The 14,459-nt window shown below is 40.8% G+C and carries 14 protein-coding genes; 9 read left to right on the forward strand and 5 right to left on the reverse strand.

Going from position 1 to position 14,459, the window contains the following annotated elements; genetic code table 11:
• Positions 1–63 precede the first annotated feature (63 nt).
• From mbhE to DDZ16_RS04065, 8 genes are all read left to right on the forward strand, one after another.
• Positions 64–2,397, forward strand: a complete 2,334-nt coding sequence (gene mbhE, locus DDZ16_RS04030; RefSeq protein ID WP_109263143.1) for a hydrogen gas-evolving membrane-bound hydrogenase subunit E — start codon at positions 64–66, stop codon at positions 2,395–2,397.
• Positions 2,394–2,807, forward strand: a complete 414-nt coding sequence (locus tag DDZ16_RS04035) for an MnhB domain-containing protein (protein ID WP_109263144.1) — start codon at positions 2,394–2,396, stop codon at positions 2,805–2,807. Before mbhE ends, DDZ16_RS04035 begins: the two co-directional genes overlap by 4 nt.
• Positions 2,795–3,148, forward strand: coding sequence for an NADH-quinone oxidoreductase subunit K (locus DDZ16_RS04040; protein WP_109263145.1), 354 nt, complete (start codon positions 2,795–2,797; stop codon positions 3,146–3,148). The genes DDZ16_RS04035 and DDZ16_RS04040 overlap by 13 nt, the downstream gene beginning before the upstream one ends.
• Positions 3,145–4,647: a proton-conducting transporter transmembrane domain-containing protein gene (locus DDZ16_RS04045; RefSeq protein ID WP_109263146.1), complete on the forward strand. Its 1,503-nt coding sequence runs from the start codon at positions 3,145–3,147 to the stop codon at positions 4,645–4,647. Before DDZ16_RS04040 ends, DDZ16_RS04045 begins: the two co-directional genes overlap by 4 nt.
• Positions 4,648–5,434: 787 nt before the next feature.
• Positions 5,435–5,752 (forward strand): Na+/H+ antiporter subunit E, encoded by a 318-nt coding sequence (locus tag DDZ16_RS04050; protein WP_109263147.1) that lies wholly within the window; start codon positions 5,435–5,437, stop codon positions 5,750–5,752.
• Between the two features lies 1 nt (position 5,753).
• Entirely contained in the window at positions 5,754–6,041 is a 288-nt protein-coding gene (locus DDZ16_RS04055; protein WP_109263148.1) for a monovalent cation/H+ antiporter complex subunit F, read from the forward strand.
• Entirely contained in the window at positions 6,038–6,373 is a 336-nt protein-coding gene (mnhG, locus tag DDZ16_RS04060; RefSeq protein ID WP_109263149.1) for a monovalent cation/H(+) antiporter subunit G, read from the forward strand. The genes DDZ16_RS04055 and mnhG overlap by 4 nt, the downstream gene beginning before the upstream one ends.
• A gap of 193 nt (positions 6,374–6,566) precedes the next feature.
• Positions 6,567–7,316 carry a nucleotidyltransferase family protein gene (locus DDZ16_RS04065; protein ID WP_109263150.1) on the forward strand — a complete coding sequence of 250 codons (750 nt, stop codon included), beginning with the start codon at positions 6,567–6,569 and terminating at the stop codon, positions 7,314–7,316.
• Positions 7,317–7,542: 226 nt separating this feature from the next.
• Here the strand turns inward: DDZ16_RS04065 and nhaD are convergent, their stop codons facing one another.
• Entirely contained in the window at positions 7,543–8,925 is a 1,383-nt protein-coding gene (gene nhaD, locus DDZ16_RS04070) for a sodium:proton antiporter NhaD (RefSeq protein ID WP_198416671.1), read from the reverse strand.
• Positions 8,926–9,350: 425 nt separating this feature from the next.
• Between nhaD and nhaA the strand changes: the two genes are divergently transcribed.
• Positions 9,351–10,703: a Na+/H+ antiporter NhaA gene (gene nhaA, locus DDZ16_RS04075; protein WP_109263151.1), complete on the forward strand. Its 1,353-nt coding sequence runs from the start codon at positions 9,351–9,353 to the stop codon at positions 10,701–10,703.
• A 483-nt stretch (positions 10,704–11,186) separates the two neighbouring features.
• Here the strand turns inward: nhaA and DDZ16_RS04080 are convergent, their stop codons facing one another.
• From DDZ16_RS04080 to DDZ16_RS04095, 4 genes are all read right to left on the reverse strand, one after another.
• Positions 11,187–11,903, reverse strand: coding sequence for a glycosyltransferase family 2 protein (locus tag DDZ16_RS04080; RefSeq protein ID WP_109263152.1), 717 nt, complete (start codon positions 11,901–11,903; stop codon positions 11,187–11,189).
• Entirely contained in the window at positions 11,896–12,936 is a 1,041-nt protein-coding gene (locus DDZ16_RS04085; protein ID WP_109263153.1) for a hypothetical protein, read from the reverse strand. The genes DDZ16_RS04080 and DDZ16_RS04085 overlap by 8 nt, the downstream gene beginning before the upstream one ends.
• Positions 12,937–13,202: 266 nt before the next feature.
• The gene (locus DDZ16_RS04090; protein ID WP_109263154.1) at positions 13,203–13,475 is read right to left on the reverse strand and encodes a DNA-binding protein; all 273 of its coding nucleotides are present in this window, start codon (positions 13,473–13,475) and stop codon (positions 13,203–13,205) included.
• Between the two features lie 181 nt (positions 13,476–13,656).
• A complete protein-coding gene (locus tag DDZ16_RS04095) occupies positions 13,657–14,349 on the reverse strand; it encodes a phosphatase PAP2 family protein (RefSeq protein ID WP_109263155.1) in 693 nt (230 codons plus the stop codon).
• Positions 14,350–14,459 lie beyond the last annotated feature (110 nt).

The raw sequence follows: 14,459 nt of genomic DNA on the forward strand, positions 1-14,459 counted from the left end.
TGCGGGCACACAGCCAAGAAGAAAGACAAACTTTGTAAAGCAGAAAAAATTTAACCATAACATATGGAACAACTGGCGATAGTATTGATAGGCTTAATATTTCTGATGGGCCTGATGGTGCCCCTTTTGCGCCCCTTGTTTAAGAACTATACGGGACGAATTCTTGCTCTTGTTCCATTTGCGTTATTTGGTGCACTTACCATCCTGTTTTTTACCCTCCCCGACCAGACTTCCCGCATAATAGAAACAGGCTTCGGCTTTTTACCGGAGATGCAGTTCACTTTCCGCATTGACGGGGTAAGCCTTATTTTTGGTATGATGGTCAGTGGTATTGGGGGCCTGGTATTGGGCTATTCGTCATTTTATATGGCCAAATATGCCGGGCGTACCAAGTTTTACTTTTTTCTTGTATTGTTTATGGGAGCCATGCTGGGTCTGGTTTTTGCCGACAACCTGCTGGCTCTTTTTATTTTCTGGGAACTTACCAGTATCACCTCGTTTTTCCTCATAGGGTTTGATCACGACAAGGAAAAACCGCGACAAGCTTCACTTCAGGCACTTTTACTGACAGCCTTTGGCGGACTGTGTCTTTTGTTTGCCGTGATACTTATTGGCAATCTGGCAGGCACATACAGTCTGAGCGAACTGTATGATAAAGGATTTCGCTTTGGCGCTCATTCCGATTACCATCTGGTATTTCTGCTGGTCTCTGTGGCCGTTGCCACCAAATCGGCACAGTTTCCCTTTCATTTCTGGTTACCTGGCGCCATGAATGCTCCAACCCCCATAAGTGCTTATCTGCATTCAGCCACCATGGTCAATGCCGGCATCTTTCTGTTATTGAGACTAAACCCCGTTCTGGGGGGCACTATTTTGTGGAAAAGTGCCCTTATTCTGGCGGGAGGTATCACTATGTTTATTGGCGCTTTCTTCGCATTGGGTCAAAAAGATTTAAAACGCATTTTGGCATTCACAACCATCAGTGCACTGGGTACCATGGTTATGCTGATAGGAATGAATACTTCTGCCTCCATAAAAGCGGCACTGATCTTTTTCATTGTGCATGGTCTGTACAAAGGTGGTCTTTTCATGGTGGCCGGTATCATAGACAAAAACACCGGAACCCGCGACATCGACAAACTGGGAGGATTGCTAAAAACCATGCCCATAACCAGCATTGCAGGTATTTTGGCGCTTTTGAGCATGTCGGGACTTCCGCCCATGCTGGGTTTTATCGGCAAAGAGCTGATTTACGACGCAAAAGTGCAGATACCCGAACTCTCCTGGTTGGTCATCCCCCTGGGAGTAGCAGCCAATATGATGATGGTTGCCATATCTGTGCTTGTGTTTTATGAAATATTTTTGTCCCGTCGCAATAAAAAACCCATTGCCCTGAAGCAACCGGAAAAACGACTGCCCGGCAACTTTCTCGCTGGTCCTGTAGCCCTGGCACTTGTAGGTCTGGGATTAGGGATGGCCCCGGGCTGGCTTGAAGACACAATGGCCAATGCCATGTACTTCATTCAATCGGAAGTAGTAGATATAGATCTGGCGCTCTGGCATGGTTTTAACCAGGTATTACTGCTCAGTATATTCACTGTTGCAATGGGTGTATTAATATTTGTATTCCGACGCCCAATTGGCAAACTGGTACGAATCATTATTGGTTGGACCGACCAGTATCACCTGCCCGACCATTTCAACAAACTCATTAAGAATTATCTCAGTTTTGCAGGTAAACACACCAATCGTATTCAGCATGGTTATCATCGATATTACCTGATGACCTTCTTTGCAGCCACTTTTGTACTTGTGATATATCAGCTGTTTAGTGCGGATGACGGCTGGTTTCCTGTCAAACAAGTCTCTCCACTTCAAATACACGTAATCGTGGTTTTATTGGTGGCCATGATGGGGGTAATCTTTGCAATTTTCACAAAGTCCCGCATTTCCGCCATCATATCACTCGGAGTACTCGGATATGGCATTTCAGTTCTTTACATGCTCTATGGTGCCGTAGATTTGGCCATCACGCAGTTTCTGGCCGAAACCGTTATAATGGTCATTTTTGTGATGGTGATTTATCATCTCCCCGACTTTGCAGTTCTCTCAAGTAAAAAGAGCCGTGTACGGGATGCTCTGATTGCTGCCGGAGTGGGTGTTATGATTACATTGATCGTACTGAAGGCGCGATTCATCAATCTGGAAACTCCGGTATCAGAATTCTTCGCTGAAAATAGTTTTCTTGAAGGTCATGGACGAAACATTGTCAATGTGATATTGGTGGATTTTAGAGCCCTGGATACGCTCGGAGAAATAACCGTTCTTGGATTGGCAGCAGCCGGAGTATTCTCCCTGCTGAGATTTGATCTGAAAGACAAAAACACAAAAAAATGAAAAACCTTATACTGGAAAAAATAGTCACACTGTTTCTTTACATTATGGTTGGGTTTGCTTTCTTCCTTTTATTCAGAGGGCACAACCGGCCGGGTGGAGGATTCATTGCAGGCATCATTGCTTCTGCCGGATTTCTGCTGTATGGCATTGTGTTTGGCTCCGAAAAAGTTTTGGAGAAGCTTCGCACAAACCCACGCTACATCATCGGCTCCGGTTTGCTGATTTCGTTTATTGCGACCATACTTCCCATGATGTTTGGCAACCCGCCACTAACAGGGATGTGGTTTGATGTTGCAGGATTGTATTTGGGCTCCCCGCTTTTGTTTGACATTGGCGTTTTTGTTCTGGTGTTTGGAGTCATTGTTTCAATTTTTACTAACATAATGGATGTACTGAAATGGAACTCGTAATAGCCATATTTATCGGATTACTATATGCCTGCGGCGTTTACCTTCTGTTGCGTCGCAGCATCGTTAAGTTAATTCTCGGGGTTTTTGTCATCAGCAATGCCACAAACCTCATTATTTTCCTCTCCGGAGGCGTTACCAGGAGCGGCGTCAGTTTCATAGGTTCCGAAGCAGAAAAAGCTTCATTAGAAACAATGACCGACCCGCTGCCACAAGCATTGATACTTACAGCCATCGTTATAGGTCTGGGTATTGCAGCCTACATCCTGGCGCTGAAATACAAATATTTTGAAACCACGGGAACTCACGATTTAGACCAACTCAGTAAGACCGACCAGAAATGATAACAGCTTTACCCGTTTTTCTTCCACTGGCATTTATGATATTTGCCTTGCTCTTCCGCCATTATCATGGGCGCGAATACATTGCCGTTGCTGCTTCAGGACTCAATGTTCTACTCTCCGTATTTTTGGTGTTTAAAGTCCATCAGACAGGCATGATAAGTGTCCAGATGGGCGACTGGCCAGCCCCCTACGGCATCACACTGATTGCCGATCGTTTCAGTGCCCTGATGGTATTGGTGGCTTCCATTGTATTTATGGCAGCCATGGCTTATTCCGTCCATTCTCTGGATACACGCCGTAAAAGTTTCGGATTTTACATGTTTTCGTTTGGTATTCTGATGGGAGTCAATGGCAGTTTCCTTGCTGGCGACATCTTCAATTTGTATGTATGGTTTGAGGTTATGCTGATGGCTTCTTTCATTCTCATGAGCCATGGAGGGGACCGAAATCAACTTGAAGGTTCCATCAAATACCTCATCCTGAATTTGATTTCGTCATTTTTATTTGTGGCCGGCATTGGATTGTTATATGGAAAACTGGGCACCCTAAACATGGCAGACATTGCCCAAAAACTCATGAATTTTGGCACCATGCCATCGGAGTTGAATCCGGCCTTTATACTGATATTTGTGGGTTTTGCCATTAAAGGGGCTTTGGTACCGTTCTTCTTCTGGCTGCCGGCTTCATATCACACTCCGCCTCCGGTGGTCACAGCCCTTTTTGCAGGGCTTCTAACCAAGGTTGGAATTTATTCGCTTATCCGGTTTTACACCTTATTCTTTCACCAGAATGCTGAATTTTGGCAGCCCCTGGTACTTTTAGTGGCCGTTTTAAGCATGGTTATCGGAGTAATCACCGCCACTTCGCAATTCGAATTCCGCAAAGTTCTCTCCTTCCACATCATCAGCCAGGTAGGTTATGTGGTTATGGGACTTGGTTTTTTCACCGTTGCAGGACTGGCAGGCGCCATATTCTTTCTGGCGCACAACATGATATCAAAAACCAACGCCTTTCTGGTAGCAGGTTATGTTCACAAACAGAAAGGCACTTTGGATCTTAAAACACTTGGTGACTTTTACAAACAACACCCATTGTGGGCTGTTTTCTTTTTCATATCGGCCTTCAGTCTTGCAGGTCTTCCACCACTGAGTGGTTTCATTGGCAAGTATTTGCTGATTAAAGCCGGTATTGAAGCCGAATATACCATCATTGCCCTGATAGCACTATTTGTAGGTTTCTTTACCCTGTTCTCTATGGTTAAGATATGGATGGAGGTATTTTGGAAAAAAACACCTGAAAATGAAGAAATAACTATTAAAAAAGAACAAAACGAAATTCCGGAAAACGTGAGATGGATGACCTGGGCATCAGGAGCCATGGCTCTGATTATAGTGCTTGCAGGGGTTTTTGCCACACCTGTTGTGGACTATTGTACCCAGGCCGCCCAATCTCTTATTAACCCTGAAGAGTATATTAACTTTGTTTTGAAAGGACAATAAATTATTTGTACGACAAAGGCAGGATAATAAAAAGGGAATTGTAAGCAAAAGTGCCCGAATGGAAGGAAAAATACGTATTTTATCAGGCTAAATAGTGCCAGCAAGAAAACTCATGCTTTTCATCTGTGTTTGCATGAAGGCGTCAAGTGCAAGGCTTGCGATGTCTGAAATTCAGGAGTTTACTTTCGTAAATGACTGTTTTAAAGACAAGCATAACGCAGCAATTGTCATTTTCATGCAAACACTAAATAGGAGCTGATGGAAAAGTCAAAAAAGGCAGAATTTCAAAGCCGCCCAATCGAAGGAGTATTGAGATACTTCGAGATTGTGGCGGTGAAGTAAATTTTGTTCTTTTGATTAGCCATTTTCATATAATCAAGTGCAAAGAAATTCGAGTTTATTTTGAAATAACCTTGCACTTAAGTGTTTATTGAGGTGTATTAAGGTTCAATAGATCGTTAGACTTTTAGATATAAGATTTAAGATAGATCATATAACACTGATAATCTGAGCTTTAAGACATAGAGTTATTCATCCGCAAGAGCTTGAACTTTAGACTTTTATAAAAGTTTAACGGAGTATTGAAGGTTTTAACAGCTAATAGTATATGCGCTTTTCAGCGCTCCCTAAATAATTGAGGGTAGGTATCTTACCCCTGAATCCTCCCAAACGAGGTCCAATCCGGATAATTCCGGTGATGCTAAGGGCAGGGGATTTTGCCAAAAATTAAAAAGTCAGCCACGGAACAAAGGAAACAAATGCAATCGAAAATTAACATCAACGATCAATGAAGCCACTATATTTTATTTACTTTTTCATCTATTATGCTTTCAAGGTGATAGAATCCGGATATGCCATTGCATGGCAGATTCTGCGAGGCAGTAAGGGAAACGATGGGATGTTGATTGAATACCGTCCCGGCCTGAAAAAAGATTGGCACGTGGTGCTGTTGTTTAACCTCATCAGTATGACACCAGGCTCAATGAGTATTGACATCAACGAAACCAATGACTCCATACTGGTTCACCTGCTGAACCGGAGCGACCGAAACAACTTCCTGAAAGTAACCGGAAAAATAGAAAGTTTACTTGCAAAAGCCTTGTGATATGGAAAATGCTGATCTCTTTTTAAAAAACGCAGCGCTTATTGCGTTATATATTTTTTCGCTGAGCCTGATATTTCCCTTTTTCAGACTTTTTAAAGGACCGACATTACCGGACAGAATTGTGGCACTTGATCAAATAGGGGTCATCATTATAGGAATGATGATCTGTGATGTTCTCTACGCACGTGAGAAATTGCTATTGGATGTGGTACTTGTTGTAGCCTTTATCCTTGCATTTGGTTCCATGATCATCGCCCGATATCTTTACAAACAAAAGAAAGAACAATGACTGAATACATTGCAGCTATTATGCTACTGGTAAGTGCCCTAACCGTTCTGGTTGCCTCAATCGGCATCTGGCGGTTTAAGAATCTGTATGCCCGCATGCACGTGGTTACCAAAGTATCGTCTCTGGGACTTCTCCTCCTTTTGGTAGCCGTAAACCTTATTTTTCTTGATTGGTTCGTGTTATTTGAATCCGCTGTAGTATTTGGCGTTCTGGTATTTCTTTCGCCTGTTGCAGCACATGTTATCGCCCGGGCAGCCCGCAGTATTGGCACTCCCGGGACCACAGGGAAAGCGGAACGTGAAGAAGAAAGTAAAGAGGAGCCTGGAACTTAGAGTCAGGAGCAAAAGACAAAGAAAGAAAGTTATAAAGGTTGGATAATGGAATGGCAGAAGGGTAATATGGCAGAAAAATGCAACATCTTGAACTGAAAAGGAAAGTATTTCAAAATCAAAACGCTAATAACCAACCCCCTCTGCCTTGAGCCCTGTACCTTTTATCCACTTCATAAAACCTGAAAACCAAAAAATGAACGCAATGATATTTGCCGCAGGCCTGGGAACTCGTCTGCGCCCTCTTACCAGCGACAAACCAAAGGCACTTGTTGAAGTTAACGGCATTACCATGCTTGAAATGGCTTTGCGAAAAATAGAAAATGCCGGCATTTCCAGGGTGGTTGTAAATGTTCACCATTTCAGAGATAAGATGGTCGAATTTATTAATAACTATCAACCCCAAAATATGGAAGTGGTTGTTTCCGATGAATCAGAAGAACTTCTTGATACCGGAGGGGGCTTGCTCAAAGCCAAAACTCTATTTACCCCCAATCAACCAATATTGTTATACAATGTTGATATTGTAACAACTGCCAATCTCCCCCTCTTCATACAATTTCACCAAAAATTTGAACCACTTGTAAGTATGATGGTCAAACAGCGACCAACATCCCGCTATCTTTTGTTTGATGAGAAGATGCAGCTGGCTGGCTGGCAAAACATTAAATCCGGAGAAAAAATCATCTGCCGGGAAACTGAGCAATATAAAAATTTTGGTTTCCAGGGTATTCACATTGTCAGTCCGGAAATCTTTAGCCTGATAACAGAAACCGGAAAATTCCCCATCATGGAACTATACCTTCGTCTTGCCGGATCAAATACCTTCAAAGGTTACGAAAGCAAAGACGATCTATGGTTTGATATCGGCTCGCCTGAGAAACTTGAGCATACCAGGGAGCAGTTATCTCTGCTTTCTGATAAAGAGAAAAGGGCAATTTATTAAATCACCCTTTTCCTGCTTTCGTACTTCATTGCTTCTAGTGTCAAGTCAAGCATAGTCTTACGGGTCAGGCCTTGCTCTTTCTACCTTGTACTTCTCAAAAAAAAGACTCACGTAGCTACGGCTATGCTTACTTTTTTGTTGATTTGCACAAGGTGAAAAATAGCGGCAGCTTATCCGAAATTCTACACTTGACTTGACACCAAGCTCTCCTGCGGCCTTTATGCTGCTATGCAAACATCAATAAATATGTACCTGCTCCGGCCAGATAACCAATTAATGCCAGCAAACTGATGCGCTTTACATACCAAAAGAATGGGATACCTTCCATGCTCATGGCAGCCACTCCGGCAGCCGACCCGATAATCAGTACACTCCCGCCAGTTCCGGAACAATAAGCCAGAAATGACCAGAAGTTGCCATCCACAAAGAAATGTGACATAGTCGCCATATCTGCAACCTGAGGAACCTCATACATTCCCATAGAAGCAGCAACCAGCGGAACATTATCCACCACAGCCGATAAAAAGCCAATTATAATATTAATACCGTAAATATTAGATACATTATTATCCAGCCACTGAGCCACCAAATTAAGGTGCCCCGCCGTTTGCAGAGCAGCTACAGCGAGCAAGATACCAAGAAAGAAGAGAATGGAAGCCACATCAACCCGCTCCAGTATTTTTACGATACTCAATTTCCTCTTATCCAAAACATTGGTTCTTTTAAGTCGACTGTCGGTATACATCCAAAGTGCCCCCAGGCCAAACAACATCCCAAGAAAAGGAGGCAATTGGGTAAGGCCTTTAAATACGGGTACCGCAACAAGAGCCATAATCCCCAGAATGAGAATAACAAGACGATCATTAAAAGGAACAAATTCTGCTGATTCATCGGCTTCTAAAAGTGGTCTGTTAGTAGCACCCTTCATAACAACAGATAAAATGCCAAGTGGTACCAGCATGGTAATCAAACTTGGAAGGATAAGTGTTTTTACAATGCCTGCTGCCGTTATTTGTCCGCCAATCCATAACATAATGGTTGTGACATCACCCATAGGTGACCATGCCCCACCTGCATTGGCTGCAATAACCACCATACCCGAGAACAACCAGCGATTATCCTGTTTGGACAGCAATTTTTGAAGCAGGGCGATCATTACAATGGTAGTAGTAAGATTATCTAATACCGCTGAAATAAAAAATGTAAGAATACTGATAATCCAAAGTAACTTAATGCGATTAGTGGTATGAATGCGGTCTGTGATGATCCTGAATCCCTGGTAGCGGTCAATAACTTCAACAATAGTCATTGCCCCGAGCAGAAAGAAAATAATGGACGCGACATCTCCCAAATGCTCAATCACGGCATGCTGGGTTATAAAATCCATAACATGCTCCGGTCCCCCCATCCCAAATTCGGAGGAATATTCCATCCAATTGGAATTAAGATGCAAATGCATGATGGAGGGCGCATCTATCACCAATAAAGTCCACAAAAGAGCCCCTGTAAACAAGGCTGTGGCTGCTTTATCTATTTTGTTGACATGCTCAAAAACGATAAGTCCGTAGCCCACAACAAAGACTACGACCATTGCATAGAAGATAAACATAAACTAAAGATTTAAAAAAGAGAAGTAACTTTTTGACAGGCGCAAAGGTAAAAGGGTTCGTACCTCATTATCCTGTCAGATCTTTCTTTTAGGATAGTTTAACGCAACAGCGGGATCGAGCATTAAAATATCAACAAATGGGTAGCTTTTTGTTAACAAACCTTCATAATTCAATTATATCCGTCTATATTTGCATCCTAAAATATACATATGGACATTTATGCATAATTTAATAATCAATTCACCAAAAGACCTGGATGACATGAAGACATAGAAACACTTTATTGAACAGACCTAAACGAAAATTTTATTAGCGAGCTTTTAAAGTCAAATCTACCTTAAATGAACCGAGTTCCGATTGCTCGGGACGAGTTCCCTGTTTGCCGACAGGGAGGCATACGGCCATAAAAAGAATTTTTTTACGCATGAAAAACAAAAGAATCCGTCTCAACTCTAACCTGGTTGATCCTTTCCAATGGTTTATTCGCAACGTCACCAGTGGTGGCGTACTATTGATGTTTGTTACATTTCTGGCTTTATTATGGGCCAATTCCCCAATGAAAGAATATTACCAGTCAATGTGGGAATACGACTTCATACTGGGACTTGAACCTTTTGAACTAAAAAAATCCGTACTTCACTGGATCAATGATGGCATGATGGCCATCTTCTTTTTTGTAGTCGGTCTCGAAATAAAAAGAGAATTTGTGGCAGGAGAATTAAGCTCCTTCAGGCAAGCCATATTCCCGGTATTTGGAGCCATTGGAGGGATGGTAGTACCGATAGCCATTTTTCTGAGCTTTGGGTTTACAGGCGAAATGAGCCAGGGCTGGGGAATCCCCATGGCCACAGACATTGCATTTTCCCTGGCAATACTGGGCATCCTGGGCAAGAAAGTGCCGCTAAGTCTTAAAGTATTCCTGACAGCACTGGCTATTGTTGACGATTTAGGAGCGGTACTGGTCATTGCGCTGTTTTACAGTCATACAATTTTGTGGTATTACCTCTATTTTGCGCTGGGACTGCTGGTCATTCTTTTTATTGCCAACTATTTCAATATCCAGAACCTATACTTCTATACCTACCTGGGCTTTATCATTTGGCTGTTATTCTTAAAATCCGGAATTCACCCCACTATCGCCGGCGTTTTAGTAGCTTTTGCAATTCCCATGCGCCCCAAGATTGCCATCAATGAATTTATGCCAAAAATAAAAGAAGGGCTCAAACACTTTTCATCACTTCCGAAGGATGACCGAAAGTTTGTGATGAGTAACAAACAACTGGCAGCTATCGACCATGTAGAAACCCTGGTAAAAAAGACACAAAGTCCTTTGCAAATGATTGAGCACAATCTTAGCGGGGTTGTCAATTACCTAATCCTGCCCCTATTTGCGCTTGCCAATGCCGGGGTTACCATTTTTGCCCCGGGCTCCCCCCTCTCAAGCGGAGCCATATTAAATGAGTTTTCAATTGCAATTGCTGTCAGCCTGATAATGGGTAAAGCCGTTGGCATATCTCTCTTTTCATGGTTAGCAGTAAAACTTAAACTGTCTGTAAAACCTCGAAAGATTCCTTGGAAAGCTTTTATTGGATTAAGTTTCCTGGGTGGCATAGGATTCACCATGTCCCTGTTTATTTCCAGTCTGGCATTTGAGACCCGCGGACTGATGGATCAGGCCAAAATTGGTATCTTCTTCGGTTCAATCGCTGCAGGTTTCATTGGATTCTATATTCTAAAATCAGCTCTAAAGAATAACAAGCCAGAAACAACGCATTAAATTAAAAACAAGAGAAGCCACAATTCAAAACCTAAAGAACTGTGGCTTCTTTCTATTTCCGGGATATCAATTGGTCGTCAGCATCCAAGCTTCGGGATAGATAAAACATCTACGACAGGACGCGCTAAAAAAACAAAAACCACGTTGATTACTAACCTATTACATTGATACAAATTCATTCAGATGCAATGCTTTTTGAAGCAACATGCAAATAACCTTGCGCTTGAAACAGCAATATTCTACAGTCAGAAGGACAAAATTTACTTCACCTCCAAAATCGCAAGGTAATCCAATAATCTTCGATTTACCGGCATGTAAATTAAGCCCATCCAATTTTTTCAGCAGGCTCTGCGATAAACCATATTTTACTGAAAAATAAGCTTTACCCCAATTACAGCTTTAACTTCAAACAATTGATTTTTGGCCCTTTACTAAAACGCAAAGAGATAATGTGAAATAAAACATCTATTATAATATCATGCGCTATCGAAACAAATTGTAGCGTATAATGCAGTAAATAGCCTTTAATCCATCTTTCCAGTTTATCTTCTTTCCTTCATCATACGTCCGACCGTAATAAGAAATTCCAACTTCATATATCCTTATTCCGGGGATGCGCGCAATTTTAGCGGTTACTTCAGGTTCAAACCCAAACCGATTTTCTTTTAAATCAATAGATTTTATCAGATCTGCTCTGAACATTTTGTAGCAAGTCTCCATATCTGTAAGATTCAAATTGGTAAACGCATTTGACAAGGACGTTAAAAACTTATTTCCAATTGAGTGCCAGAAAAACAAAATACGATGGGGATTATTTCCTTGAAAACGGGATCCGTAAACGACATCAGCAACTTCCTCCATAAAGGGCCGTAATAAGTCGTTATACTCTCTTGGATCGTATTCCAAGTCCGCATCCTGAACTATGATAAAGTCTCCTGAAGCTTTTGCAATCCCCTCTCTAATTGCGGCCCCTTTCCCTTTATTAACGGATTGCTTCAGATAAACCAACTGGCAATCTCCATAAGACTTTTGAAAAGTTTTTATCTTTTCTTCTGTAGCATCAGTAGACGCATCATCAATAACAAGAATTTCCGTTGAAACATCGAAGGCGAATTCAACATTTGCCACTTTTTCCAAAAGCCTGTAAATAGTTGATTGTTCATTGTATGCCGGAACAACTATTGAAAGAGTTTTACTCATACTTTTTACGTTCTTGCGTTACAAACTGTAAATCTCCATTAAAATAATCAGATACAATTCTTCCCCACAGGAGAGCTAAAACAGGTGTTAAAAGGAACAACATCCTTGCCAGATCGGTTGAAATAACGGCCTGAAGCAATATGGAAAATACATACCACCATTCAAAGCCATGCAGAGAAAGTAAATGGGACTTCAAAGTCTTGCTCAAAAGAGCAGGAATTAATAACAGCACCCAAAAACCAGTCACAGAAAAGAGTTCATATACACCATGAAATGAAAATAAACGCTCCAGTGAAACAGCAATGTTATTAAAGTGGTCAAAATCTTCTTCAAGAGCAGCAAATGTTGAAGCTCCGGAATTGTAATCTATTAATAGGCGGCTGGCAAAAACCAGTATTCCTGAAATAAAAAAATACAAAATTTGTTTTTCCTTCTTTATAGGGGCATAAAAGAAAATTATAGGGGCTATAAAAATAAAGGACTCTTTAGCCCATGGACCTAGAAATATGGCCCATAGAATAAGTCTGGAATTCCGGTTTCTAAGGCCTAACAATACCATAACCAAAACCAGGAAGTAAAGACTATCAACGAGTGGTAATCCGGCAAGATATCCTGTCCATCGACAAGTCAAAACACTTATTAACCCAACAAACGAGGCAAACATCTGACCTGTGGAATTGTACAAATATCTAAAAACAAAAACACCTGCAAGAGCAAAAAGAAGATTATTAACAATCAGAAAACTCATCCCCATCGAAAAATCACCGTTAAACGTCCAGGGTGCCAAATAATCAAATATACCTCCAAACAGAAAGTCTAAACCGGAGGCAATAAAAGGAACAAGAATCCGGTATTTCCGAACCACGTATTGGTCAAAATCAAACTCTGCTAATCCTAAATATGTTACGCAATCAACATTATCTGTAGCTGTGGTAACATCCATTACATGAAAAGACACACCATGCAGGGCCGCCAAAGAAACGATAAAAACCCAAAAATCAAGACTTCGCAAAAAAGAAAAATTAATTTTCATTGTCGGTAAAGAATTGGAAATAATCTGTTCAAACAGAAATATTAATTAATTCGAGTAAAAACTTATGCTAATATAATCAGTATTTTTTCTATAAATCTAATTAGCATAATTAATCAAACGTTTCTGTTTCAATATTATTTTCCAAAGGATTTTACTTTTAAAAATCTCTATGGGGCACAAAAAAAAGCGTCACCCAATCGGGCAACGCCATTTTTCATAAAATGCGATATTAAAAAACCCCACCGACAAAAGGCAAGGTCATTCAATCAATTACTTAAGTGCACTTCTCGCTTTCCTTCTATTATTTCATTGGCCATATCCAGAATGGTAGTATCGTCCAACTCAACTATACCCCCATCAGGGCCTTGTTCCAAATGAATTCCTATACTTCTACCCCGATCGTAGTTGGCCCCTCCAAAGTAATTACGAACTGTTTCTACGTCGAGGTTTAACGTGCCGGCAATACTACGCATGCTTCCTTCAGGTAGACTGTCTTTGATCTTCCTGAGTTGATTGAATGTTATTGTTGTTGTACTCATAACAGAAATGTTTAAGAGGTTATTGATATTGATGTGATATAAAATTAAGGAAAAAAAGACAGATTTAAAACTGATTTAACATCAAAAAATTAGGTTTTAACAAATATTAAATTACTCCCCATATCCACAAATCAAAACTTCCTCAAAATCAACAACAAACAATTACCAAACTCCCAAAACATCAAACTAAATCAACTAAAAGCTTAGCTGACAAAAATATAACAACAATTATCAAAATTCCTGTAAATATTATTTGTGAGACAGAAGAAAAAGAGAATTCCCTTTCTCTCGAAAGGGGCAAAATATCTTCCTGAATCGGCATAAACCTTGATGATACACGCTTATATAGCCAATAAACAAACCACCCTATGAGGGAACCTAAAATTAATCCGCCTAAAATATCCCCTGGGTAATGAACCCCCATATAGATGCGTGAATAACTATTCAATAAAGCCCAGATCAAAATAAAAGCTGAATACCAACGATAGCGAAATAACAAAAGAGAGAAAACAGCCAATCCAAAAGAATTGGTGGCATGTGATGAAACAAAACCATACTTCCCGCCCCTTTTCCCGTTTATTAAATCAACCACACCCTCAAGAGCCGGATTTCGGGAAGGTCGCAATCGTTCAAACCCCTCCTTAAAAATATTAGTCGAGATCTGATCGCACAGAGCCACCATTACGGCAAGAGCAATAATGGTAAAAAAACCCTTCAATCCCTGATTTTTAAAGATAACATACAAAATTACGGCATACAGGGGAACCCATATGCTTTTACTGGTAACTACCCAGAAAAAATTATCAAAAAGGGGGCTTGTAAGCGAATTAAGACTTAACAATAAATCCTGGTCAAACTGAAGTAATGTTTCCACTTTTTTTATTCAAAGAAAATAAAAATATTAGATTTAAATTAATATATCCACACAAAAAAATATATGTATATCTTTACCCCCGAAAGAAATTGATTTAAATTAAAGCAAAA

The organism is Marinilabilia rubra (assembly GCF_003121985.1).
In the GTDB taxonomy this organism is placed as follows: domain Bacteria; phylum Bacteroidota; class Bacteroidia; order Bacteroidales; family Marinilabiliaceae; genus Marinilabilia; species Marinilabilia rubra.